The sequence below is a fragment of the Luteimonas sp. RIT-PG2_3 genome (assembly GCF_054902115.1).
The window spans coordinates 649,782-675,449 of record NZ_JBUBPF010000001.1 but is presented as its reverse complement, the minus strand read 5'-3'; the positions used below and the strand labels follow the sequence as shown (position 1 = coordinate 675,449).

The 25,668-nt window shown below is 67.0% G+C and carries 18 protein-coding genes; 6 read left to right on the top strand and 12 right to left on the bottom strand.

The features are described from left to right. Positions 1 to 147 precede the first annotated feature (147 nt). The 4 genes from ACYX7E_RS02795 to ACYX7E_RS02780 all read left to right on the top strand — a co-directional run bounded on the left by ACYX7E_RS02795 (position 148) and on the right by ACYX7E_RS02780 (position 5,757). Positions 148 to 1,599 (top strand): APC family permease, encoded by a 1,452-nt coding sequence (locus ACYX7E_RS02795; RefSeq protein ID WP_462079009.1) that lies wholly within the window; start codon positions 148 to 150, stop codon positions 1,597 to 1,599. A 43-nt stretch (positions 1,600 to 1,642) separates the two neighbouring features. Then, positions 1,643 to 3,091, top strand: coding sequence for an amidase family protein (locus ACYX7E_RS02790; protein ID WP_462079008.1), 1,449 nt, complete (start codon positions 1,643 to 1,645; stop codon positions 3,089 to 3,091). A gap of 74 nt (positions 3,092 to 3,165) precedes the next feature. Then, a complete protein-coding gene (locus ACYX7E_RS02785) occupies positions 3,166 to 4,827 on the top strand; it encodes an alpha/beta hydrolase fold domain-containing protein (protein WP_462079007.1) in 1,662 nt (553 codons plus the stop codon). A 75-nt stretch (positions 4,828 to 4,902) separates the two neighbouring features. Further along, positions 4,903 to 5,757 carry an NAD-dependent protein deacetylase gene (locus tag ACYX7E_RS02780; RefSeq protein ID WP_462079006.1) on the top strand — a complete coding sequence of 285 codons (855 nt, stop codon included), beginning with the start codon at positions 4,903 to 4,905 and terminating at the stop codon, positions 5,755 to 5,757. A gap of 155 nt (positions 5,758 to 5,912) precedes the next feature. On the opposite strand, the gene ACYX7E_RS02775 is transcribed toward ACYX7E_RS02780, so the two are convergent. The 4 genes from ACYX7E_RS02775 to ACYX7E_RS02760 form a co-directional block, all read right to left on the bottom strand. Beyond that, positions 5,913 to 6,944 (bottom strand): DNA helicase UvrD, encoded by a 1,032-nt coding sequence (locus ACYX7E_RS02775; protein WP_462079005.1) that lies wholly within the window; start codon positions 6,942 to 6,944, stop codon positions 5,913 to 5,915. Continuing rightward, positions 6,929 to 8,476: an ATP-dependent nuclease gene (locus tag ACYX7E_RS02770; RefSeq protein ID WP_462079057.1), complete on the bottom strand. Its 1,548-nt coding sequence runs from the start codon at positions 8,474 to 8,476 to the stop codon at positions 6,929 to 6,931. The genes ACYX7E_RS02775 and ACYX7E_RS02770 overlap by 16 nt, the downstream gene beginning before the upstream one ends. A gap of 469 nt (positions 8,477 to 8,945) precedes the next feature. Then, on the bottom strand, positions 8,946 to 9,143 hold the full coding sequence (locus ACYX7E_RS02765) for an oxidoreductase-like domain-containing protein (RefSeq protein ID WP_462079004.1): 198 nt from the start codon (positions 9,141 to 9,143) through the stop codon (positions 8,946 to 8,948). A gap of 54 nt (positions 9,144 to 9,197) precedes the next feature. After that, on the bottom strand, positions 9,198 to 10,106 hold the full coding sequence (locus ACYX7E_RS02760) for a LysR family transcriptional regulator (protein ID WP_462079003.1): 909 nt from the start codon (positions 10,104 to 10,106) through the stop codon (positions 9,198 to 9,200). Positions 10,107 to 10,341: 235 nt separating this feature from the next. Here ACYX7E_RS02760 and dld point away from each other — a divergent pair, with 235 nt between their 5' ends. After that, complete coding sequence (dld, locus tag ACYX7E_RS02755) at positions 10,342 to 12,165, top strand: D-lactate dehydrogenase (protein WP_462079002.1); 1,824 nt, start codon at positions 10,342 to 10,344, stop codon at positions 12,163 to 12,165. Between the two features lie 111 nt (positions 12,166 to 12,276). Continuing rightward, entirely contained in the window at positions 12,277 to 13,383 is a 1,107-nt protein-coding gene (locus tag ACYX7E_RS02750; RefSeq protein ID WP_462079001.1) for an aldo/keto reductase, read from the top strand. A gap of 40 nt (positions 13,384 to 13,423) precedes the next feature. Here the strand turns inward: ACYX7E_RS02750 and ACYX7E_RS02745 are convergent, their stop codons facing one another. From ACYX7E_RS02745 to ACYX7E_RS02710, 8 genes are all read right to left on the bottom strand, one after another. Beyond that, the gene (locus ACYX7E_RS02745; protein ID WP_462079000.1) at positions 13,424 to 14,281 is read right to left on the bottom strand and encodes an acid phosphatase; all 858 of its coding nucleotides are present in this window, start codon (positions 14,279 to 14,281) and stop codon (positions 13,424 to 13,426) included. 8 nt (positions 14,282 to 14,289) lie between these two features. Continuing rightward, complete coding sequence (locus tag ACYX7E_RS02740; protein WP_462078999.1) at positions 14,290 to 15,273, bottom strand: transaldolase; 984 nt, start codon at positions 15,271 to 15,273, stop codon at positions 14,290 to 14,292. 38 nt (positions 15,274 to 15,311) lie between these two features. After that, positions 15,312 to 16,508 (bottom strand): CaiB/BaiF CoA transferase family protein, encoded by a 1,197-nt coding sequence (locus tag ACYX7E_RS02735; protein WP_462078998.1) that lies wholly within the window; start codon positions 16,506 to 16,508, stop codon positions 15,312 to 15,314. 138 nt (positions 16,509 to 16,646) lie between these two features. Then, the gene (locus ACYX7E_RS02730; protein ID WP_462078997.1) at positions 16,647 to 18,563 is read right to left on the bottom strand and encodes a glycoside hydrolase family 127 protein; all 1,917 of its coding nucleotides are present in this window, start codon (positions 18,561 to 18,563) and stop codon (positions 16,647 to 16,649) included. Further along, the gene (locus tag ACYX7E_RS02725; protein ID WP_462078996.1) at positions 18,556 to 20,781 is read right to left on the bottom strand and encodes a formylglycine-generating enzyme family protein; all 2,226 of its coding nucleotides are present in this window, start codon (positions 20,779 to 20,781) and stop codon (positions 18,556 to 18,558) included. Before ACYX7E_RS02725 ends, ACYX7E_RS02730 begins: the two co-directional genes overlap by 8 nt. A gap of 55 nt (positions 20,782 to 20,836) precedes the next feature. Then, positions 20,837 to 21,796 (bottom strand): ribokinase, encoded by a 960-nt coding sequence (locus tag ACYX7E_RS02720; RefSeq protein WP_462078995.1) that lies wholly within the window; start codon positions 21,794 to 21,796, stop codon positions 20,837 to 20,839. Continuing rightward, on the bottom strand, positions 21,793 to 22,941 hold the full coding sequence (locus ACYX7E_RS02715) for a serine hydrolase domain-containing protein (RefSeq protein WP_462078994.1): 1,149 nt from the start codon (positions 22,939 to 22,941) through the stop codon (positions 21,793 to 21,795). Before ACYX7E_RS02715 ends, ACYX7E_RS02720 begins: the two co-directional genes overlap by 4 nt. A 131-nt stretch (positions 22,942 to 23,072) precedes the next feature. Next, positions 23,073 to 25,301, bottom strand: coding sequence for a TonB-dependent receptor (locus ACYX7E_RS02710; RefSeq protein ID WP_462078993.1), 2,229 nt, complete (start codon positions 25,299 to 25,301; stop codon positions 23,073 to 23,075). Positions 25,302 to 25,668 lie beyond the last annotated feature (367 nt).

Sequence of the window (25,668 nt, the reverse complement as noted above, 5' to 3'; positions counted from 1 at the left end):
TCGGCATCGACAGCATGAAGCCGACATGATCGATCCCCGACTTCAGCCTGCCGCTTGCGCGGACCCTTCCGCCTCCCTCCCGCCGCTGCGGGCGATGGCGGTGCACCTGTGAGCGGCGCTGACACGCCCGACTTGGACGGGCCTGGCTTGAACAGGCCCGGCCTGAAGCTGGGGCTGGGCTGGCAGTCGCTGCTGGTGCTGGGCGTGGCCAACATCCTCGGCGCCGGGGTCTATGTGCTGATCGGCACGGCCGCGTCGCTGTACGCCGGCCCGGCGGTCACGCTGTCGTTCGTCATCGCCGGGGTCGCCTGCCTGCTGGTCGGCCTGTGCTACGCCGAGCTGGCCTCCAGCGTGCCCGAGTCCGGCTCGGCCTACAGCTACTGCAAGCACATGCTCGGCATCGGCCCGGCCTGGGCGCTGGGCTGGTTGCTGTTCCTCGAGTTCAGCGTGGCCGCCTCGCTGCTGGCGGTCGGCTTTTCCGGCTATTTCGGCAGCCTGCTCGCGGACCTCGGCATCGTGCTGCCGGCCGCGATCTCGACACCGGCGATCCAGTTGCTGTCGGTCGATGGCGAGAAGGCGCTGGCGGTCAGCGGCCACGCCAATCTGGTGGCCGCGGGCGCCGTGCTGGCCGCAGGCGCGATCGTCGCGCTCGGCACGTCACGCTCGTCGCTGGCCAACACTGTGCTGGTCGTGGTCAAGGTGCTGGTGCTGATCAGCTTCATCGTCGTCGGCGCCACCGCCGTCGATCCGGCCAACTGGACACCGTTCGTGCCGCCCAACGAGGGCGGCTTCACGTATGGCTGGGAAGGCGTGGCGCGCGCCGCCGCCCTGCTGTTCTTCGCCTTCCTCGGCTTCGAGACCGTGTCGACCGCGGCGGCGGAAACCCGCAACCCGCAGCGCGACGTGCCGATCGGCATCCTCGGCGCGCTGGGCATCTGCGCGGCGCTGTACGTGCTGGCCGCCGTGGTGCTGACCGGCCTGGTGCCGTTCCGCCAGCTCGACGTGCCGGACCCGATCGCGCTCGCGGTCGACCGCATCGGCTGGCCGCAGTTCGCAGTGGTCATCAAGATCGGCGCGCTGGCCGGGCTGGCATCCGTCCTGCTGGCCAACTCTTTCGGTCACTCGCGCGTCTGCTATGCGATGTCGCGCGACGGCCTGCTGCCGGATGTCTTCAGCCGCCTGCATCCCACGCGCAACAGCCTGTGGATCGCGAACCTGCTGCTGGCGGCGCTGGCGGCGATCAATGCGGCGCTGCTGCCGATCTCGGTGATGGCCGACCTGATCTCGTTCGGCGTCGCCTTCATGTTCGCGATGGTCGCGGTCAGCCTGATCCGCATGCGCAGCACACAGCCCGAACGGCTCGGTCGCTTCCGTGTGCCGTTCGGCGGCGTGCGCATCGGCGGCACCTGGTACGGCGTGGTGCCGGTGCTGGCGATCGTCATGAGTTTCGCGATGACGCTGCCGGTCGCGCTCGACATCTTCAACCAGGCGCGCAACGGCGAGCTGTTGCCAGTCGTGCTGCTGGCCGTATACGCCGCGATCGGCGCGCTGCTCTACGTCGGCTATGGCCGCGCGCGCGCATTGCAACGCGGCGGCTGACACGCCGCACTCCCTTTCCTGCAGCAACACGATGGATCACTGCATGTCCCGCAACACCCTGACGCGCCCGGATGCCTTCACGATCGGCCAGCTCGATGCCCACGACCAGGCGGCGTTGCTGCAGTCGGGCGATATCGATGCCCGCGGCCTCACCGAAGCTGCGATCCTGCGCATCGAAGCCCTGGATCCGCAGCTGCAGACGCTGAGCCATCGCGCGTTCGCACTGGCGCGACGCGAGGCCGCTGCGCTGGACGCAGCCGACGGTGGCGCCGCGGCGCGCGGACCGATGGCCGGCGTACCGTGGCTGGCCAAGGATTCGCTGGACTATCCCGGCATGCCCACGCTGTCGTGCTCGCGCAGCCGCAGCGGGGCGCTGCTCGAGCGCGGACATCCCTATGTCGACCGCCTGATCGCGCAGGGCCTGGTCGCGGTCGGCAAGTCGTCAATGCCGGAGTTCGGACTGCTCGCCTCGACCGAACCGCTGCAGGGCCCGGTGACGCGCAATCCCTGGTCGCTGGCGCATTCGCCCGGCGGTTCCAGTGGTGGCGCCGCCGCTGCGGTCGCTGCCGGACTGGTGCCGGTCGCGCAGGGCAGCGATGGCGGTGGTTCGATCCGGTTGCCGTCGTCGTGCTGCGGCGTGGTCGGGCTGAAGCCGGGCCGCGACAGCACGGTGCGCGTGCGTGGCCGTCATCTGGTCGAGGATCTGCTGGTCGCCGATGGCCTGCATGCACGCAGCGTGCGCGATGCCGCCTGGGGCTTCGCGGCCACCCACCTGCAGCCGGGACGTAGCGTGGTGCAGGGCGCATCGAAGCAACGCCTGCGCATCGCCGTGATCGAGCACGGCCTGCGCGGTGCCACGCCCGACGCCGATGTGCAGGCCGCGATCGCCGGGACGGCCCAGCTCTGTGCGTCGCTGGGCCATCACGTCGAACGCGCCCGCTGGCCGCTCGATGGCGATGCCGTGCTGGGTGCCTTTGAAGACCTGTGGTCGCACCTGGCGGCCGATGCCGTCGATGGCGCGCGTGCGTTGCTGGGCGGGCGCCGGATCGAAGATGCCGTGGAGCCGTGGACGCTGGCCCTGGCCACGCGTGCGAACGCGCTGCCGACCGGTGCGCTGGAAACGATCTACCGGCAGATCGCGCAGCTGCCCGGGCAATTGTCGACGTTCTTCGGCCAGTACGACGTGGTGCTGAGCGCGGTGACCAGCGCGCCGCCGCCGCTGCTGGGCACCTACGCACCCGACCTGCCCATGGACAGCTTGTTCGACACGATGTTCGCGTGGATCGACTACACGCCGCTGCAGAACATGGCGGGTACGCCGGCGATCTCGCTGCCACTGTCGAGCAGCGCCGGGGGACTGCCGATCGGCAGCATGTTCGCCGCCGACCGCGGACAGGAAGACACCCTGCTCGCACTGGCCTACGAACTCGAAGCCGCCGCGCCCTGGGCCGATCGCTGGCCTGCGCATTCGGTGGCCACCGCGACGCCCTGAAGCCGTCCGCGCGTTGCACGGCCTTCCTATTTCACGACCTCACGACCTCACGATTTCCCGAGCAGTCAAAGACCATGTCCAATCCTTCCCCGTTCCAGCCCCTTTCATCGCGCGACATCGTCGACTTGGTCGCCGAGCAGCCGCTCGCCTGGATCGTCTCGGGTGCGGCCGGCGCACTGTCGGCAACGCCGCTGCCGGTCCAGGTCGAATGCGATGCCGATGGCCAGCCGGTCCGCCTGATCGGCCACTTCGCGCGCAGCAACGCGCAATGGCGCGCCTTCCTCGACAACCCGCGCGCGACCGTGCTGCTGATCGGCCCGCACGGCTATGTCTCGCCGTCGTGGTTTGCCGACCGCACGCGCGCACCGACCTGGAACTACGCCATCGCACAGTTCGAGGTCGACATCGAACTGCGCGATACGCCGGAAGACGCAGACCGCCTGCTGCGCGGCCTGGTCGACGACGTCGAGCGGCCGCGGCCCGGCGCCTGGCACGTCGAGGAAATGGGCGAGCGCTACACCGCGCTGCGCACCGCCGTCGTCGGCTTCCATGCGCATATCCGCGAGACCCGCGCCACGTTCAAGCTGGGCCAGGATGAGCGCGATGACGTCTTCGACGACATCCTGCGCGGCCTCTGGGATACCCGGCAGCACCCGCTCGCCGCGTGGATGCGCCGCTTCGACGGTGGCCGTGGCGCCGATGCGATCGCCGCCATCGAACCGCGCGCGCGCCCCATCGACCCGGAGATCGCGACCTTCATCGACAGCGTCATCGCCGAAGGACGGCGCCTGCGCGCCGGCCGCACGCTGGGCTGGCCGGAACAGCGCGAGATCGTCGAGCAGGTGCGTCGCCCCTGGTGCGAAGGCGGCCCGGTACCGGCGCGCATCGAAGAAGTGTTCGCCGAGACCCGCCACGGCCCGGTGCGGCTGCGCATCTACGACCCCGCACCCGGCACGTCCAAGCCCACGCTCGGCTTCCTGCACGGCGGCGGCTGGGCGATGTTCAGCCTGGACACCCACGACCGGGTGATGCGCGAACTCGCCGCGCGCGCGGGTGTCGCCGTCGTCGGCATCGACTACGCACTGTCGCCGGAAGTGCGCTATCCGGTCGCGCTGGAACAGGTCATCGACGTCGTGCGCTGGCTGCAGGCCAACGGCGACGCGCATGGCCTCGACGGCAGCCGGATCGCACTGGGCGGCGACTCCGCCGGCGGCAACCTCAGCACCGGCGCCGTGCTGCAGTTGCGCGACCTCGGCGAAGGCGAGCGCGTCTCTGCCGTGCTCGCCTACTACGCCGGCTACACCCCGGACTGCTCGCCGCATTCGCGGCGCATGTACGGCACCGACGCCGACATGCTGACCGCGGTCGAAGTCGACACCTTCTGGAATTACTACATCTCCAAGCCCGACGATCGCAACACCCCGTATACCCACGGCCTGCTCGGCGACCTCAAGGGGCTGCCCCCGTACTTCATCGGCGTCGGCGAATGCGACGTGCTCAGCGAACAGAACCTCGCGATGGCCGGCAAGCTGCTCGCCTCCGGCGTCAGCGTTGACGTCAAGCTGTATGCCGGCGCGCCGCACAGCTTCATCGAAGCCGTGCAGGTCTCGTCGATCGCGCGACAGGCCCTGCAGGACGGCGCCGACTTCCTGCGCCGGACCTTCAACCTCGGTCCGGCCGTCGCGCCGACCGCCGCGTCATCGACAGCGGAGGCGCCGTCGCCAGTGTCCGCATGACGACGGTTGGATGATCGCCTGACGACAGGCGCCGAACCACCGGCGCCTGCACACGCCAACACCCGCCGCCGGCTTATGCTGGCGGCCATGACCCACCGCGACGCCCTGCTTGCCTTCATCGAGCGCCACCCGCGCCTGTTCGTCCTGACCGGGGCCGGCGTCAGCACCGGCTCGGGCATCCCCGACTACCGCGACGCCGACGGCGCCTGGAAACGCACGCCGCCGGTCACCGTGCAGGCCTTCATGGGCAGCCTGGCCACCCGCCAGCGCTACTGGGCGCGCAGCCTGGTCGGTTGGCCGATGTTCCATGTCGCCACGCCCAACAGCGCGCACCACGCCCTGGCCGCGATGGAAGCCGCCGGCCGCATCGAACTGCTGCTGACCCAGAACGTCGACCGCCTGCACCAACGCGCCGGCAGCCAAGCCGTCATCGACCTGCACGGCCGCCTCGACGTCATCGTCTGCATGGACTGCGGACAACGTAGCCCGCGCGACGCCTTCCAGACTGCGCTGCAGACGCGCAACCCCGCCTTCGCAAACCTCGATGCCGTCATCGCACCCGACGGCGACGCCGACCTCGACGGCATCGACTTCAGCGGCTTCGAAGTCCCCGCCTGCAGCCACTGCGCCGGCGTGCTGAAACCCGACGTCGTGTTCTTCGGCGAGAACGTCCCCCGCCCCCGCGTGCAAATCGCGATGGACGCCCTCGCCGCCAGCGACGCGATGCTGGTCGTCGGCTCGTCGCTGATGGTGCGTTCGGGCCTGCGCTTCGTGGAAGCCGCGACGGCGTTAGGCAAGCCGGTCGCTGCGATCAATCTGGGACGGACGCGGGCGGATGCGTTGCTGGCGTTGAAGGTGGAGGAGGCGTGTGGGATGGCGTTGGAGGAGGTGGTGGAGGCTTTGATCTTGGGGGCACGCACCATAGTTTGATCGAGAACGCTGTCGAGCCATGTTCTGGTTCGACATCCTGGAACATGGAAAGTACGAACGTGGCGTCGAGCGTGGTGACAAGTTGGTGCGGTTGACCGCTTTCGGCCATGAGCTGCGTTCGGGGCTCCGGCTCCTCACGTGCGGCGCAGCAGCACTCAGGAGCACTTGTAGCCCTTCAGCAGGGATTCGGGGACGAACGTCAGGTTGCCTCTTGCGCGGGAACAGGCGACGTATAGTTTATTGCGCGTCTCCGGGTTGATGTCCCGGAAGCTGCCGGCGTTCCAAGCCTTCACATTGCCAGGATTCAGCACTACGCACACGTCCTCGTAGCGATCCATGCCCTTGGACGCGCCCCAGTTCTGTGAGAAGCAGCCGTACTTCTGGTGTTCCTTGTAGAACAGCTTGACCGTCCCAGGATCCCGGTAGATGGCCGCAACCGCTGCCGGGTCGTCCTCGAAGCGCACAACACTGGCTCGCTCGTCATGCGCCTGAATTTCGACGCCGATCTTCTCCGTGATGAAGTCGCAGACGCTCTTGCTGCAGCGCCGGCTGCGCTTTAGGCTGTCGGTATCGACCTTCAGCCGAGCCCTCTCGAACTTCTTTTTGTAGGCATCGTAGTTCTCATGCAGGTTGGCATTGACGTTGCCGTCACGGCTCGTGTCGAAGGTGTGCTGGTGGAAGTCGCCGACGAAGCCTATGTTCACCTGCGCCGCGCTGATGGCCAACAGGAAGTTGAAGTCATGCCCGCCGAAATCCTGTACCTCGTCGACGAAGAGAACGTCGAAGTACTTTTCGATGCGGGCCACCACAGCACCAACCAGGCCAGACTGCTCGATGAACTTGGCGAGACGGTTCGCATAGAGCCAGCGGCTGAGCGACATGTAGCGCCTGTCATCGGTCAAAGGGTAGACCGGAAACCGGTCAGGAGTGTTGAAAGTGATGCCGCGTGTGTCCTTCTTGGAGCGTAGGAACGGCCGGTAGCAGAAGCTGTGCAGGAACCTGAAATAGGTGTAGATCGAGATATTGGGCGGCAGATAGCCGAAGCGCTCGATGACCTTGGCACGCAAGTTATCGTGGTTGGCCTCGGTATACGTGACCAGCAAGAAGCGCCGCGCCTCGTCCAGCGCAGTGACCAAGCGGGTGGTCTTGCCCGACCCGGCGACCGCAAAGACTACGCTCTTATCCATGCCACCGCCTGCTGGATGTAGCCCGGGGCTGCTAGCGCGGCGCCCTTCTTTTCTAGCAGATGGAACGCGGCATCGGTCTTGTTTTTAAGCATGTAGTCCTCGACGCTCAGGGTCTTACGGCCTACCGCGAACAACTCCTCGCAGGCGGTCTGGTTGTCCTGGTACATGCAGACCTCGAAGGTGTGGCGGGCGTTGTCGGGGTCAGCAAAGACCTGGATAGATGCCGACACGTGGTCAGAGTAGTTCGCGACGCAGTTAGCTGCATAGTCCTTGTCGTTGTCGCGGATCGCTGCCACCTTGATGCCCAGCAGCTTGGCAAGTTCGAGGTAGCGCTTAAAGCTGGTGCCATCGACCGATATCACATGGATGCCATCGCCATCCAGGCTGCAACCGGGAGCGCTGATCTTGTAGAGAGCCTCCATTAGGATGAACTCCGCGTCGCCCTCGACCAGGATCGCCTTTTTGCACAAAGCTAGCTCCAGTACGTTGTTGTCGGGCGCCTTCATGAAGAACTCGGCGGTTCCCGGGCTGAGATCCTTCAGGCTGGCCGGTCGCGACGGGTTCTCTTCGCTCAGGATCAGGACCTTGCGGAGATTCAGCCGCGTGGCGATGAAGCTACTGTGCGTGGCAACAAAGAGCTGCTTCTTGACGGAGACGCGGATGCGCTCGATCAACTTGCGCATATGCACCTGGCTGAGATGGTTCTCCGGTTCCTCAAGCAGAAGCACGTGAAGCGCATGCTCCCGGTTGCGCAGCGCGAACTCTGTCTTGATGAAGCACTGGCGCCCCTTGCCTTTGCTGTCCACCGGGATATCGTCCTCGGTGATGATGATGTCGGTCTCAACGCTGGCCTTCGGGCTGGTCCTGACATCGAACTTGTAGGCATCCAGCCCGTCGTTCATCGTCTTGAAGACGTCGTCCTTGAACTTCGCCTTCGCCTTTCGGTACTCGAAGCCGTGCAGATTGCGCTGGGCAACGCTCGCATGCGCGGCATACATTGAGCGAGTGTACTCGCGCGTGGCGTGCTCGTTGTTGATTAGTGAGCTGTCGATCAGCAGGTGCCGCAGCGGCCTCTTGTACGGAAAAACAGCCTCGTCCGTGAACGTCAGGAAATGTACGCCGTAGTACTCGAAAGGGAAGTTCTCGTGCTTCTCCGTGAGGATCGCCTGGATATCCTTCGTGTACTCATCAATCGGCTTGCATACCATCTTGATGCCCAGGTGGTCGGCGCCCTTGCTGTTGTTCCGCCCATCCAGGTCGTGGCGACCCGGCAGATCATCGAAGTAGACCTCGATCAGCAGCTCGGGCAGGTCGACGATTTTCCTGGCGCCAGCAAGGAACTCGGCGATGCAGTGGGCGTTGAACAGCGCTTCGAGCCCAATGCCCTCGACCTTGCTGCGACTAGCGCTCAGTACGATGTCCATCGCCTGAAGCACCGAACTCTTTCCGGCTTCGTTGCCGCCAACCAGGATGTTCAACTCCGGATCGAATTCCAGTTCCAGCGCCCTAAAGCGCTTGAAATTTTTGAGCACCAACCGCCGAATTGTTCCCACGTCCTTTCCCCATTTAGTACTGAGTCAAATCGGAAATGCATGCAGTACCGCGGTGATCTTCGGCCACCGGATCGAACTCGATGCAGACCAAGATGTACTTCTTGCGTGCGTAGTTCAGCATACTAATGAGCTTGGCGGGAATGAGAAATGGACAAAATAGCGGGTCGAACTGAACCCAAAAGGTAAAGGCATTCCAGCCTTACACTCGGTGGCCCTTGCCACGACCGTCGCTGACGACAATCCACAACAAAGGGGCATCCGAGTCGTGGTGGCGAACATCGACAGCCGCTTGCATAGCAGCCAACCGCAACACATGCTCGAATTTCCGCTTTGGTTCGAAAGCGGTCGCTTCGAACACTAACTGTGGGAGATAGCGCGCTGTCTGACGTTAGCGATACGCGAATGCAAGAAATGCACCGGTCGATCCAGAGCAGGCCAGTCAAATCCCTTACTCCACGCCAGGATTCCTCTCCCGCCACCGCGCCAACTTCTCCCGATACTCCTGCAGCTCATCCGCATAGAGGTCATGCACGCAGATCGGGCAGCCGCTGTCGCAGCAGTCCGACGGCAGCGGTGCTTCCGGTGGCTGCGGGCGCGGGTCGTCGGCGGGCGGGACGAGGTCGATGGGAATGGGCGGTGTGGGCACAGTCGGTAGAGGCGTGTTGGGTGTGGCGCCGGTGACGGGATCTGGCGCCGCGGGTCAGGGGCTTGCCTGTTGGATGGGGGCGGCGCGCAGGAAATCCACGAAGACGCGCAGCTTGGGCGGCAGTTGTTCGCGGGCGGGGTAGTACAGGTGGAAGCCGGGGAACGGCGGTTGCCAGTCGTCGAGCACGGGTTGCAGGCGGCCCGCGGCGATGTCGGCGGCAGCGGCGGCTTCGAAGATCTGCACCAGGCCGTGGCCCGCGATCGCCATGCGGCGGCCGAGGCCGCTGTCGTTGAAGACCAGGCTGCCGTCGACCTCGACGTTGAAGTCGTGGCCGTCGCGACTGAATTCCCAGCTCATCAACCGGCCGTTGGTCCGGCGATAGCGGATGCAAGCGTGCGCGGCGAGGTCCTGCGGGGATTGCGGTGGTGGGTGGCGCACGAAGTAGTCCGGCGCGCCGACGACGACCAGCCGCTGCATCGGTCCCAGCGGCAGGGCGACCATGCCCAGCGCCAGCGATTCGCCGAGGCGGATGCCGACGTCATAGCCCTCGGCGACAAGATCGGTCAGCGCGGGCTGGATGGTCAGCTCGACCTGCACCTGCGGGTAGCGTTGGCAGAAGGCAGGCAGGTGCGGCAGCACCAGCCTGTCGGCGGCGATGCGTGGCGCGGTGATGCGCAGGTGGCCGGCCGGGAGTTCGCGCTGCGCTTCAAGCGTCTGCAGGGCGCCGTGGATCTGGGCCAGGCCGGGACCGAGCTCGCGCAGGAAGCGGGCGCCCTGTTCGGTCAGGCCGACACGACGGGTAGTGCGGTTGAACAGACGGACGCCGAGCTGGGCCTCCAGCGCGCGGATGGTCTGCGACAGCGCCGAGGGCGAGACCGCCAGTTCGGTCGCGGCGCGGCTGAAGCTGCCGTGCCGGGCCACACAGGAAAACGCCGCCAGTGCGGGCAGCAGTCGCGCATCCATTGTAGATTCCAGCTTCCTGGCAAGTCGTGGGACCGAGGGTGATGGGACACAATGCCACAGCCTGGACGCAGCGCCGATGCCGTGCGGATGCGCGCCCCTGCATCTCGCCCTGTCCGAGAGGTTCCGCGATGCAGACTATGGCTGCCGGCCCGCATGCGCCGATGGGACGCTCACTGGGCGTGGCCGGCATCGACCGCGATGCGGCGCGTTGCCGCCATTGCGCGGGGCATCCGTGGTGAGCGCGCACGACACACTTGACGCCGGCACCCTCGACGCTGGCGCGCGCGGGCGCCTGCTGGAGCGCCTGCGGACCGTCGTCGGCGAGGCGCATGTGCTGTCGGCCGCGCGCGCGATGCGCCGCTATACGACCGGCTTCCGTTTCGGCGGTGGCGAGGCGGTGGCGGTTGTGCGGCCGGGCACGTTGTACGAACAGTGGCAGGTGCTGCAGGCCTGCGTGGATGCCGACGCCATCGTGATCGTGCAGGCCTCGAACACCGGACTGACCGGGGGCTCGACGCCTGCGGCGACGGGCTACGACCGCGATGTCGTCGTCATCAGCACGACGCGGCTGGATGCCCTCTTCGTCATCGAGGACGGTCGCCAGGTGGTCTGCCTGCCGGGCGCGACCCTGCATCGGTTGGAGAAGACCTTGAAGCCGCTGGGCCGCGAGCCGCATTCGGTGATCGGCTCGTCGTGCTTTGGTGCGTCAGTGGTCGGCGGCGTCTGCAACAACTCCGGCGGCGCACTGACGCGGCGCGGCGCGGCCTATACGCAGATGGCCTTGTTCGCGCGCGTCGATGCGCAGGGCCGGCTGGCGCTGGTCAATCACCTTGGCATCGCGCTGGGCGAGGAACCCGAAGAGATCCTGCGCCGACTGCAGGACGGCGACTTCGACGCGGGCGACATCGGGCATCCGGCGCGTGCCGGTTCGGATGGCGACTACGAGGCGCATGTGCGCGATGTCGAAGCCGATACGCCGGCGCGCTACAACGCCGATCCGCGCCGGCTGTTCGAGGCCTCGGGTTCGGCCGGCAAGTTGATGGTGTTCGCGGTGCGGCTGGATACGTTCGCACTGGAACAGGACAGCCGGGTGTTCTACATCGGTAGCAACGATGTCGCCGAGCTGACCGCGCTGCGGCGCCTGCTGTTGACGCAGGCGAGCGCGCTGCCGATCGCCGGCGAGTACCTGCACCGCGATGCCTTCGACCTGGCGGATCGTTACGGCAAGGACCAGTTCGTGCTGATCGAGCGCTTGGGCACCGATCGCCTGCCCGCCTTCTTTGCGTTGAAGAGCCGTTGCGACGATCTCTGCGCGCGCCAGCCTTGGCTGCCGCGCAATGCGCTGGACCGGTTGCTGCATGCGCTCGGCCGCTGGTGGCCGGATCATCTGCCGGCACGGCTGCGCCAGTATCGCGATCGTTACGAACACCATCTGATCCTGCGCGTGGCCGGCGATGCGGTCGAGGACACGCAGCGGCTGCTGTCGGCATGGAAGGCGGACGGTGGTGCGGATTTTTTCGAATGCACGGATATCGAGGCGCGCAAGGCGTTCCTGCACCGCTTCGTCATCGCAGGGGCGGCGGTGCGCTATCGCGCGATCCATCCGGAGGAGGTCGAGGACATCGTCGCGCTCGACATCGCCTTGCGGCGCAACGATGAGCACTGGTTCGAGTCTTTGCCGCCGGCGCTGGCGCGGCAGTTGCTGCACAGGATCTATTACGGGCACTTCCTGTGCCATGTGTTCCACAACGATTACCTGGTGCGCAAGGGCGAGGATTGCCTGGCGGTGGAGCATGCGATGTGGCGGCTGCTCGACGCACGCGGCGCGCGCTATCCGGCGGAGCACAACGTGGGCCATCTCTACGTCGCCGAACCTGCGCTGATGGATTTCTATCGCGGGCTGGATCCGGGCAACCGCTTCAACGCGGGGATCGGGCAATCGTCTAAGCACAGGGGGTATGCGGGGGACGGCGGAGACCACGTCGGTGACGGCGCGTACGGGCCGGGGTGTTGTGGGCCGGCGCCGACAACTGCATCCGGGGATTCCCGCGGGGCCTGAGGTGACGCGCGGCGAGATCATGAAGTCAGGCTTCATGGTTCATGTGGCGGCCGGCGGTTTATCGACACAGTTTTGGTGTCTATCGTGGGCCACCTTTTGAGGAGATCCCCCATGCAGACCCGAACCCTTGGCCGCAACGGCCCCACTGTCTCCGCCCTCGGCCTCGGCTGCATGGGCATGAGCGCGTTCTACGGCGGTCGCGGCGACGAGGCCGCCGCGATCGCGGTGATCCATCGCGCACTGGAGCGCGGTGTCCGCCTGCTCGACACGGCCGACATGTATGGCCCGCACACCAACGAGGTGCTGGTGGGCAAGGCGATCGCCGGGCGCCGCGATGCGGTGTTCCTGGCGACCAAGTTCGGCGTCCGCCTCGATCCGGGCGATCCGCATGCGCGGGGCGTCGATGGCCGGCCGGAATACGTGCAGGCCGCCTGCGAGGCCAGCCTGCGCCGGTTGGGGGTGGACCATATCGACCTGTACTACCAGCACCGGGTGGATCCGGCGGTGGCGATCGAGGAGACGGTCGGTGCGATGGCGCGGCTGGTCGAACAAGGCAAGGTGCGCCACCTCGGTTTGTCCGAGGCCGCCGCCGACACGATTCGGCGCGCGCATGCGGTGCATCCGATCACGGCGGTGCAGAGCGAGTACTCGCTGTGGTCGCGCGACCCTGAAAGCAATGGTGTGTTCGCAACGGTGCGCGAGCTCGGCATCGGTTTCGTGCCGTACTCGCCGCTCGGGCGTGGGTTCCTGACGGGTGCGATCACGCGGGTCGAGGATTTCGATGCGGACGATTACCGTCGCAGCAGTCCGCGTTTCCAGGGCGACAACTTCGCGCGCAATCTGGCGCTGGTCGAGCAGGTGCGCGCGATCGCGGCGGCGAAGGGCGTTGCGCCCGGGCAACTGGCGCTGGCGTGGGTGCTGGCGCAGGGTGAGCCCTCGCGCTCGGCGAGCACTGCTCGCCGCGACGGCGAACGCCCGGCCACGGACGGCCGGGCCGGTCTATCCGAAGCCGATCCTGTTGTCGCCATGGATGGCAACACGCTGTCACTCGTTCCGATCCCGGGCACGAAGCAGATCGCGTATCTGGAGCAGAATCTGGACGCGCTGGATGTGGTGCTGAGCGCGGACGAGCTGGCAGCCATCGATGCGGTGTTCCCGCCGGATGCGGCGGCGGGCACGCGTTATACGGAAGTCGGGATGGCGGCATTGGATCGTTGATCGCGGCTGTCGCGCCGAGGACCGCTCCGCGGCCCGGCGGTCAGGGCTGCGTTGGCAGTGGCTGCTCCAATGCAGCGGCCTCGTCGGCGCAATGCGCAGGCGCGGCAGGCGCCGACGCACGCAGATCCGCCAGCTCGGCGCGCGCAATATCCAGGTCCGCGCGGAACGCGGGCTCGCCATGCAATCGCGCGACGGTCGCCGCGGCCATCCACTGCCCGGCCTGTACATCGCTATGCCAATGCACATTGCAGACCAATCGGCTCTCACCGAAACTGCGACCGCGCGCCAGAATGGCATCGGCGCGATCGGGGGCCAGTTCGGTCAGGATCAACGCCCAGGCCCAGCCGATCGCGGCATGCCCCGATGGATAGGAGCCATTGCCGGCCAGGCCCGCCTGCTTGTCCGGCGTACAGGTCGGATCGCCATTGCGCATGAACGGACGCGGCCGCTGGTAACGGTCCTTGGCCGCATCGACGGATGCTGCGGCATCGGTCCGGCTACGCCACAACAGCCGATACAACGTTGGCGTGGCATCGGCGGTGATGTTGGCCTGCAGGGCGCAGGAGAACAGTCCAGCGGCCTGGGGAAAGCCGACATCGGCATCACGGATGGCCTGGTCCCAGCGCGACGAACCGCGCAGGTGGCGTGCTGCGCTGACGTCGTCGTCGAGTTGGTCGGCCACGGAACCAGGCGCAGGCGCGGGGACTACCAGGCGGACGCTGTCGGGCAGTGCGCTGTTGTCGAGATAGCCCGCCAGCTTGCCCGGGCTGATTTCCTCCACACCCGGCGACAGGGGCCGCACGGGCTCCGTGGCCATCGCGGCGGCCGCGATGATCAGCGGTAGCAGTGCGAGCAACCGGGCCCGCGACCGGGGTGCGGTCACGCGGGGTCTCGCCATCGCTGCGGTCATGCCTCTGCCCGCAGGCGCGCAGCGATGGTTTGGCGCAGGGCGACCAGGTCGCTGGTGAAGGCGGCAATGCCCTGCTCGAGTTTCTCGTTGGCCATCGCATCGGCCGCGAGATCGGCAGCGAACTGCGCCGCATCGACGGGCGCGATGTTGGCGGCATCTGCTTCCGCCGGATGCAACAGGCGCGGCAGCGGACCGTAGTCGGCGTCCAGCGCTTCCAGCAGATCGGGCGAGATCGTCAGGCGGTCGCAACCGGCCAACGCCTCGATCTGCGCGGTCGAGCGGAACGACGCGCCCATGACCACAGTCGCCGAACCACGACGCTTGAACTCGGCATAGACGTCGCGCACGAAACGCACGCCGGGATCGGCATCGATGCTGGCCGGCACGTCGCCACGTGCGACATGCCAGTCCAGGATGCGGCCGACGAATGGCGAGATCAGGAACGCACCGGCCTCCGCACAGGCGATCGCCTGGCTGCGGTTGAAGATCAGCGTTAGGTTGCAGTCGATGCCTTCGCGCTGCAGCTGCTCGGCGGCACGGATGCCGGCCCAGGTTGCCGCGATCTTGATCAGCACGCGGTCCCTTGAGACCCCGGCGTCGGCGTACATGGAGATGAACTGGTGCGCCTTGGCGATCGTGGCCGCGGTGTCATGCGACAGATCCGCGTCGACTTCGGTCGATACGCGCCCCGGTACCAGCCCCGCGAGTTTGACGCCGACACCGATGGCCAGGCGGTCCACGACCTGCGCCGCAAGTGCATCGACCTCCCCCGACGTGCGACCGACGCCACTGCGATCGACGGCCGCCAGTTCACGCGCGACCAGGTCGGCGTAGATCGGCAGGTCCAGCGCCTTGCGCACCAGCGTGGGATTGGTGGTGCAGTCGACCGGCTTCAGTCGCTCGATGGCGGCGTAATCGCCGGTATCGGCGACCACCACGGTCATGTCGCGCAATTGCGCGAGTTTGGAACGTTCGGACATCGGGGACCTCGGAACCTCATTGCAAAAGGGGTAGACGATCAGCCCAGCGCCGACTCGTCTTCGGACGGCGCCGCCGCTGCGAGCGCGGATGCGATCGTCTCGGTGTGCTGTCCCAGCACCGGCGCGGCGAAGGGCTCGGGACCGGGCGTACGACCGAAGTGGATCGGCCGCGAGACCCCACGATAACTCCCCAGGCGCGGATGTGCGATATCGGCAATCATGCCTTCGGCCAGCACCTGCGGGTGCTCGAACATGTCCTCGACCGGTCGCGCCGCGGCGCACGGCACCTCGTCACCGAAGATGTGTTCCCACTCCAGCGCGGAGTGCGCCTGCAAGGCGGCGTGCAGCCTGCCCAGCAGTTCGTCGGCATGCTCGGCCCGCTTGCGCACGCTGTCGAAGCGCGGATCGGCGGCCAGCTCGGGCAGGCCGGTCTTGGCGCACAGCGCCTGCCAGAAGCGCGGTGTATTGGCCGACACGTAGAGATGGCCATCGCGGGTCGGATGGATGCCGGTGACGCCGCCTGAACGCATGTCGCGACCGATGTCGTGCGACTCGCCCTCGGCCCAGATCATCCGCGCCGACTGCATCGTCAACGCACTGCGCAGCAGGGACACGCCGACGTACTGGCCCTCGCCGCTGCGCTCGCGCTCGTACAGCGCCGACGAGACGCCGGCCGCCAGCAACGCCGCCGCGTAATAGTCGACGACCGATCCGTAGATGATCTCCGGCGTGCCGCCGCGCTTGCCCTGCATCACGCACATGCCGGTCATGGTCTGCAGCACCTGGTCGTAACCGGCCTTGTCCTTCATCGGACCGGTCTCGCCGTAGCCAGTGACCGCGCAGTAGATCAGGCGCGGGTTCATCGCCGACAACGTGTCGAAACCGATGCCCAGCCGCTCGGCGACGCCGGGGCGGAAGTTGTGCACCAGCACGTCGGCCTCGCGCACCAGCCGGTACAGCACGGCGCGGTCGTCGTCCTGCTTGAGGTTGAGCACCACGCCCTGCTTGCTGCGGTTGACGCCGAGAAACGCACGGCTCTCGGCTTCCAGCGTCGACGGGTAGTTGCGCAGATTGTCGCCATCGGGCGGCTCGACCTTGACCACGTCGGCGCCCTGGTCGGCCAGCAGCGTGCAGCCATAGGGGCCGGCGATATAGGCGCTGAGATCGAGCACGCGCACGCCGCTCAGGGGACCGGCGGCGCCACGGCGGCCGCTATCGAAGACGGAACGATTCAACATGACCTCCGGGCGCACCCCGGCGCATCGCAAGAATCCGACAGTCTTGCCGCATCCGGCGCGCAGACCCAGCACGGGCCGCTACCTTCTGCCTCCACAGAAACTTGTTTGAGAACCGCCTCGCACCGCTGCCGCATCTCAGATCCTTCCGCAATCGTCCATGTCGGCGCCCGTCTCCGACGGGGCCAGTCCAAGCCAGGTCAACCGCCAGGTCCTGTCCTGGCGGCCACCGAGCGCGTAGTAGGGATGAAAATCGATCGGCGCGCGATCGTCCAGGTGCAGGCGCAGGCCGACTGCGGCCTCGTCGCCCTCGCCCGAGGCCGGCAGCTCCTCCAGCACGACCTGCGTGTCGTCGTCCGGCAGGCGCACGATCTCGGCGGTCTTGTAGCCGTCGACCAGGCCGGTGGCGTAGACCAGCGCGCCGCGACTGAACGCGACATGCGCGTAGTGCAGGACCTGCTGGCGGACCGGCGAGCCGTCGGGCGCGCGCGATTCCTGGATGTTGCGATAGACGCGGCGGTGCACGCGCGGCCGCAATGGCAGCTGCAGCGACACCGTATCGCCGTCCGCCCAGTTGCGCTCGATGCGTGCGTAGGCCCCTGCGACGAGGTCGCCGCCCCAGGCCTCGCCATTGACCGCGAGCGTCGCGCCCTGCACCCAGGCCGGGATGCGCACGCACAGCGAGAAACGGGCGCTGCGGTCGACGCCGATCCGCAGGGCGATGTCGCCTTCGAACGGATAGCGCGTGGACTGCTCGATGTGGACCGTGCCGGCATCGTCGCGTGCGAACGTCGCCTCGCCGGGGCCGAGCAGGTTGACGACGAAGCCCTCGGCATCGCGCGCATAGGCGACCGCCGGCAGTTCCTCGATCGCCATCGCGCCGCTGGATTTGCAGCAGCGCCAGTAGTTGGTGTGGATGCGGCGACCGTTGGCGTACGAGTAGTAGCACCAGTCCTCGCCGTTGGGCGCCTGCGCGCCGAGCAGGTCGTTGTAGGCGGTGCGCTCGATCTCCTCGGCATGGCGCGGGTCGCCGGTGATCGCCAGCAGTTCGCGGTTGAGCTGGATCCACGCCAGCACCGAGCAGGTCTCGATGTAGGCCTCGGGATCGAACACCGACGCGGGATTGAAGACCTCGCGAGATCGATGCCCGATGCCGCCGAACGGACCGCCGCCCAGACTCAGGTGATGGTCGCGGATGGCCTGCCATTGCGCGTCCAGCGCCTGGCGATGACGCGGGTCGCCGGTGGCGCGCGACAGCTTGGCCAGGCCGACCAGGTTCCAGCACAACTGATACGCCTTGCCGGTCGCGATCTCGGACGGATCGGCGCCGGCCAGCGCGCGATCGAGCAAGGCCAGGCGCGGGTTCGCATTGGCCTGCGCGAGGATGCGCTCGGCCAGCTGCAGGTAACGCGGGTCGCCGGTCAGCGCATGCAGGTCGACGATGGGATCGAGCAGCACGGTGGCCGACATGCCGTGATGATTGCCGACGGTGGTGATGTCGATGCCGTCGACGCAGAACGTCTGCCAGCACAGGTCGCCGATGCGGCGCGCGGTCGCCAGCGCACCAGCCTGCGGGAACTGGCGATGCACCTCGAGCAGGCCGATCAACAGGTAGCTGTGCGTCCACACGTCCCAGGTGCGCAGCGCGGGCTCGCCGTTCCAGCTTTCGGGCTTGGGCGGCTGCGGCACCATGAAGCGCCGCTGCGGCGCGTAGTTGCCGAGATAGCCGTCCTGGTCCTGCACGCTGGACAGGTAAGCCACGACCGCCAGCACGCTGCCGGCGAGCGCGCAGTCGCCGCTGCGGGCGGCGGACTTCGCGGCGGCCGACAGCCACTTGCCGGCATGCTCGCCGTACCAGTCGCCTTCTTCGTTGTGCGCGCGATGGCTGGGATCGAAGATCGTGATCGCCGGGCTGGCGGCACCGGTGATGAAATGCGACAGCCGGCCGCGCCGGTTGGCATCGAGTGCGTCGCCGAGCACGCCACCGAGGCTGACCTGGGTCGGCGTCGCCAGCTGCTGCACGTCGCGCACCGCGCCGTGTGCGGACTCATGCATCGGCGGATGCTCCGGGATGTTTGCCCGAGACCGGTTCGGCATCGACGACGCAGCGGAAGCCGAGCATGCCCGAGCGATCCTTGCTGGGAGCCATCAGCAGGTATTTGCCGTGCTGGTCGAGGCGGTAGGCCTGCGGGAAGTACCAGTGCGAGGTCTGCGGCTGGTAGCTGCTGCCACCACGCAGGACGGCCGCGCGCGTGTGCTCGTCGGCGAACTCGTCGGTCCATTGCCAGACGTTGCCGACCAGGTCTTCGACGCCGAACGGCGACGCGCCCTGCGGATGCGCATCGACATCGGCCGGCGGCAACAGCCGGCGACCGCGATTGACGCGTGGCACGCGGCCTTCGTCCCAGTCGTTGCCCCAGGGATACAGGCGCTCGTCGTTGCCCTGCGCGGCGTACTGCCATTCCCACTCGCGCGGCAGGCGCTTGCCGGCCCATTGCGCGTAGGCGCGTGCATCTTCCAGCGACACCCAGGTCACCGGCTTGTTGTCCCAGCCCGCGCGCGGCGCGCCGTCGACCCAGTGGCGCAGGAAATTGTGCGCATCGCGCGGCGCATAACCGCTGGCATCGAGGAAGCGCTTGAACTGTGCGTTGGTCACCGGATGGCGATCGATATGGAAGGCCGGCAGCGTCATGCGACGGCGATGATGGCGGCGCGCGCTGTCCTCCCACGGGTACTGCACGTCGAGCCCGGCCCAGGTGAAGCCTTCGATCTCGATACCGCCGACCTTGAACAGGAACTCGCCGCCTGGGATCGTCACCATGCCGTCGGGCGCGCGCGCCTGCACGACGGTCGGCGGATTGTCGGACAGCGTCTGCGGCGCGGCGCGCCAGGCACCGGAGTGCGCGTTGATCGGCGTGCGTGCCTGCCCGGCGACGGTGGCCATGAAGGCATCGAAGCCGTCGAGCACGGTCGAGGCGGCCAGCGCCACCACCGCGCCGAAGCCACGCGCTTCCAGCGACAGTTCGATCAGGGCCTGGCCGTCGACGATGCGCGGCTGCAGCGGCTGGCCGTTCCAGGCGTCGTAGTAGCGCGTGCCCTCGACATGCGCGATCGCGAACTGCTCGCCATCGACCGCGTACTCGTTGCGGTTGACCAGGGTCCACAGCGTGCGGCCCTCGCCCGGGAAGCGGCTGATGAAGATGCTGCGCTGCAGGCTGGTCTGGTACGGCGCCCAGTCCATGCTGACCACGAGGTCCGGGAACTGCCGGTAGATCGTGGCGATGCGGCGCAGCGCTTCGGCGTTGCGCGGGTTGAACTGGTTCCAGACGCCCCAGATGTTCTCCCAGGCGTTGTAGCCGATGCCGTTGAAGAAGCAGTACTGCAGGTCGTGCGTGCGGTCGCGGCCCCAGCGGTTCTCGTAGTTGACCATGTGCCGTGGTTCGAGCCACTTCCACTTCGACACCGGCGGCACCGGGCCGTCGGGCGCCTTCTTGCCCCAGCTCTGCACGTTCCAGATCAGCTGTTCTTCGGAGCTGATCGTGGACTCGGGCTGCACGACGACCGGCTGCCCGAGTTTGTCGCAGGCATCGAAGAATGCGCGCGGCACGCCGTTGAAGGTATCGCCGTTGATGCCGTCGGCGCCGACCGCCTTGACGATCTCGGCCAGGCCGTCCCAATGAGTGACGCCGGGATCGCGCGTGCCGTGGTCCCAGGGTTTGGCCGGCAGGAACACTTTGACGCCGCGCTTCTGGAACGCCTGCACCGCATGGCGCAGGCCATCGAGGCCGCCGGGCATGTCCTCGGCGAGATCGAACTGGTTGCGGTCGTCGATGCCGATGTTGGGATAGATGTACCAGATCAGCACCGAGTCCAGACCGCCGAAGCGCGCGATCAGATCGTCGAGATAACGGTCGACGGTGTATTCGCCGGTCTGCGCATCGAAGAAGTAGCGATCCTCGACCATCATCTGCGCGTGCACAAAGTTGCGCTGCGCCCACTGCAGTTCCGGACGGCGGTAGTTGACGTCGTCGTAGCCGATGCGCACCAGGTGCTCGCGGCGCCAGTCGCGCAGCTCGGCCAGCCAGTCCTGCGCGCTGTCGTTGGCGTCGATCATCCACGCGCCGATGTCGGCGAACGGCCAGCCCGGCGCCTTGCCCGGCGTGGGCAGGTAGCGGCCGGTGGTGACGTGCGAGAACTTGTACTCGGTCCGCAGGGGCGCCGGGCCGTAGTCGGGCTGCGCGTCGTCGTCAGGGGTGTCGTAGGGAATGGTCATGGTGCGGGTCCAGCAGGCAAACAGAAGAGGGGGAGATGCGCCAGGGAAAGGCGCGTCAGCGACGATCACCGTCGACCGGCAGGCCGCAGCGTTGCGCCAGCGCCGCGCGCGCGGCGACGTCATCGGTCGGCACGCGCGCGAGCAGCGACAGCACCGCGTCGCGGGCCGGGATGCTCGACTGTGCGCCGAGCGCAGTGCACGCCAGTGCCGAGGCCGCGCTGGCGATGCGAAGCGCGGCGGGCAGGGCCTCGCCCTGCGCCAGCGCCGCGACCAGTGCGCCGCAGAAGGTATCGCCGGCCGCCGTGGTGTCGACGGCCTCGATGCGGAACGCAGGCTGCAGGTGCATCGTCTCGCCAACGCGCGCGATGCAGCCGGCCTCACCGAGCGTGACCACGATGCAGGGCACCGCCAGCCGACGCAGCGCGGCGCCCAGGTCGGCGACATCGCCGGCCAGCATCGCCAGCTCGCCTTCGTTGACCACCAGCACGTCCACCGCGGCCAGCAGCCGCTGCGGCAGTTCACGCGCAGGCGCGGCATTGAGCACCACGCGCACGCCGGCCGCATGCGCGCGCTCGGCATAGGCGATCACGCTGTCGAGCGGGGTTTCCAGTTGCAGCAGCAGGTGGCTGACCGTCGACAGGTCGGGCAGATGTTCGGGCGCCAGCGCGTTGTTGGCGCCGGGCGCGACGGTGATCGCGTTCTCGGCACCATCGGACAGGCAGATGAAGGCGACGCCGGTCGGCAGGGTCGCCTGCCGCTGCACGTGCAGCGTGACGCCGGCCGCATGCAGCGAGGCTTCCAGCGGCACGGCATAGGCATCGTCGCCGAGCGCCAGCAGCATCCGTGTCGCGGCGCCGCCTGCGCGCGCGGCGGCGACGGCCTGGTTGGCGCCCTTGCCGCCCGGGAAGGTGGTGAACTCCCGGCCGAGCACGGTCTCGCCCGGCGCCGGGATATGCGAGGCGCGGACGACGAAATCGAGATTGGCCGAGCCTGCGACCAACACAGAAGAACTCATGGCAACGCCTGATAGACAAGGTTGTAGAAGGGAGCCGACAGCTTCGGCAGATCCTGGCGCCCATGTCCAGGCAAGTACTGCAACAGCAGGATCGCCACCATCCGCTCACGGCGGTCCACGGTGAAGTACGTCGATGCCGCGCCTGACCAGCCGAACTGGCCCTCGCTGCCCAAACGCCCACGCATGGCTGGATCGGTGACGACGTATCCACCAAGACCAAAACCTTCACCACGTGTTTCGCCCCTGATGGCGGGATCGAAACGCGCGAGCTGATCGCTCATCATCAGGTCGATGGACTTGCGCGACAGTAGCCGGACACCGTCGACCTCACCATTGTTGACCAGCATCCGCGCGAAGCGCATGTAATCGCGCGCCGTCGAATAGAGACCACCTGCGGCATTGTCGTAGGCCTTCAGGCGAATGCCTGGCGTGCGCGCACTTGCAGTGTCGGCGATGCGCAACCCGCCATCGTCGGTGGACTGCACGAGGTCGACTACCCGGTTGCGCGCATTCGTCGGCACTTCAAAGCCGGTATCGCGCATATCCAGCGGTACGAACACATGCGCCTGCAGCCACTGGCCGAACGGTTGTCCGCTGACAACTTCGACGATCCGCGCCAGGAGCTCGGTATTGCTGCCTTCGTAATGGAAATGCGTGCCCGGCGCTTCGGCCAGCGGAACCCGCGCCAAGCGACGGGCGACCTCGGTCAGGTCTGCCGCGCCATCAATGCCGGCCTCGCGCAGCAAGGCAGCGGCAACGGGATGGGCGGACGTATCGGCGGCCAGGCCACTGGTGTGACTGAGCAGATGGCGGATCGTCAGCGGTCGCGGCAACGGCTGCAACTCGGGGCGCTCGCTGCTGCCTCCTGCCACCATGCGGATGTCGGCGAACTCGGGCAGGTGCCTGGACACCGGATCGTCCAGTGTCAGCAGGCCCTGCTCAAGCAACATCAGCACCGCGACCGAGGTGACGGGCTTGGTCATTGAATAGATGCGGAAAATCGCATCCTCGGCCATCGGTTGATGGCCGACGGCATCACGGCGGCCCCAGGCCCCGTGGAACACGGGCTGCCCATCCACTTCGACCAGCGCGACGGCGCCGGGATATCCGGCAGCGCCGGTCGCATCGGACAGGAACGCATCCAACCGCTGCCAGCGATCGCTGGCCGCCGCCGTCGCGGTCACGCAAAGTAACACCAAACCTGTGGTCCATGCGTGCCGCCCCCGAAAGGACGGCACGCCGGCGCGCGCTCGTTTGCAAGCGCCCCTGGCCATGCTCAGAACGTGTACTCGTAGGTCACCGAATACATGCGACCACGGCCGGCCCAGTAGTTGCGGAAGCCGGGCACCTGCGACCAGGTCAGGATGTACTGCTTGTCGAGCAGGTTTTCGATGCCCAGCGAGAAACGACCCACTTTTTCCACGCGATAGTTCATGCCCAGGTCGAACAGAGTGTAGCCCGAGGTCTTCTCACGGTAGGAGAACTCACGGTCGTCGAACGCACGCACGTCTTCGCCATACAGTTCCCGCGACAGCAGGGTGGTCGATCCCAGGGTCACGTCTCCCTGCGGCGAGAATTTCCAGCGCGCCGACAGCACGATCTTGTCGGGATTGATGTCAAGCGCACCCATCGGCTTGTTCAGCCCGCCTTCCGCATATCGACCCTCGGTGTCGGAATTCCAGAATGCCGTCTTGCCGCGGATGCGCGAGTACAGGCCGGTCACCTTCCAGTCCGGCGTGATGTTCCAGTCCGCCGTCGCCTCGAACCCCTTGATGCGTGTCGGCGCACGGTTGAGCACGAAATCGTTGGTCGCCGGATCGATCGCCAACGACGTACCGAAGTCGGCCTTGGAGTCGTAGTACGACGCACCGAAGGATGCATTCGCGCCGCGCCAGTTGAAGCCGACCTCCTTGTTCTTCACCACGATCGCCTGGAGGTCGATGATGCCGGCCACGGTCTGGCCAGGATAGTTGATGTTGCGCAGCGGAATGCCGACGTTGGGCAGGCCGAATCCTTCGCCGAAGGCGACGAATGCCGACCATTCGTCACTGATCTGCCAGACTGCGCCGAGGTTCTTCAACGTATCGGTGTACGACAGCGTGCCGCCCTGGACGAAAACGCGATTGCGGTAAGCCGTGGTGGTATACGAATCCACGCGCAGCTCGCCATCTTCGCGACGCAGACCGCCGCTGATGGTGACCGGGCCGATCTCGTAGTCCAGCTGCGCATACGGCGCGACGCTGGTGTATTCCATCGGTGGTACCCACAGGCGGTTGGTCAGGGCCAGCCGCTGGTCGGCGGTGTCGCGCACCCAGTCCAGGCCGGTGTGCAGCTCCAGGCCGTCGATGTTGAACAGGTCCGGGCGCGTCCAGGACGCCCGCATACCGCGCTTGTCCGAGTTGATCTCGGACTGATCCCAGATCAGCCCGTCCGGCCCATTGGGCGGGATGTCCGGATCCTGGCGGTCGCCGCCGTTCTCGGGCGGGTAGCGCATCGCCTGGTCGGCCCAGTAGGCATTGAGCACCAGCGTTCCGTCGAAGAAGTTGCTGTCGCTGTAGAGCAGGTTGAGCTGCCGGAAGTCGTTGAACTCGGCCTTGGTGCCGAACAGGTGGCCGCGCTCAGAGGTGTTCGGGCGCGGATTCTCGCACCAGCCCGGCTCGTAACGGCATCCATCGATCTGGATGTAGTTGCCGTTGCCTTCGATCTTGAAATCGCTGTAGCTGGCCTGCAACCGCTTGTCGCCATTCTCGCCGAAGTTGATGCCGGCCTTCAGGAACAGGTTGTTGGTCACCGAGTCGTTGACCGAACCGCTGGTGTTCATGCCCAGGCGCACGCCGTCGCCGTCGTAGCCCATTCCCCGTTCGATGCGCGACACGCCGACCACGGCATCGAAGTTGTCCTGCTTGTGGGTCATGTTCACGCCGACTTTCCAGCCCGCGCTATCGTCCTTGAACTGGGTCGAATAGCGCGACAGCAGGCGGAACTTGGTGCCCTCTTCCCGCGGCACGGTGGAGATGTAGTTGATGATGCCGCCGGCAGCGCCGACGCCCTCGGAGGCCGAGGGGCCGTTGATCACCTCGATGCGTTCGACGATGCCCATGTCGGTGAAGGTCGCATTGCGGGTGCCTTCACGCAATGGCGATCCCTGCGGGACGCCATCGAACAAGCGCAGCGCGACGCGGCCGCGCAGGTTCTCGCCGGTGTTGCTCATTGCCTGGGACGCTTCCGAGTAGCCCGGCACGGTGCGCGCCAGCACAGCGGTGGCATCCTCGGTCAGCAGCAGGGTGTGCTTGATCTCTTCCGTCGACACGATCGAGATCGCGCCGGGAATCTTGTCGATGGCCTTGGGCGCCCGCGTGCCGGTCACGATGACCTTGTCCAAGCGCTTGACCTCGGCGTCCGTCGCGGCGTCGGGGGTCGCGGTGGCGACCTGGGCGAGCGCGTGCACGGGGAACAGACTGGCGAACAGTGCAAAGCCGATGGCTGCGGAAAGTGGCTTGATCATGTGTGGTCTCTTGGATGGAACCAGCACCACGGGCCCTCCCGGATGGATGGTTCGGAAGATTCGAAAATCCGCGGCGGTCGCCTCTGGCCGTGACCGACGTCTGCCTGCCGCCTACGCCCCGTTCCGAAACGGAATCGCGCCCTTCGACATTGCGCGCAAGCCTATGGGCCGCCTTCCGCCGGTGGAATCGGCTGCACCTATGTTCAAACGTTAGTTTTTATTGCTTACGACGGCACAAATACTTGCTGCTTCGCAACATTGCCGCCGTGCGAACGCCGAGCCGGTCGTCGGCAGCCGGGGGACACCCGCCCGGCGCCGACACGGCGGGTTGGGGGAAGCCGGGCGAGCCGTTGCAGGCCATCCCGGG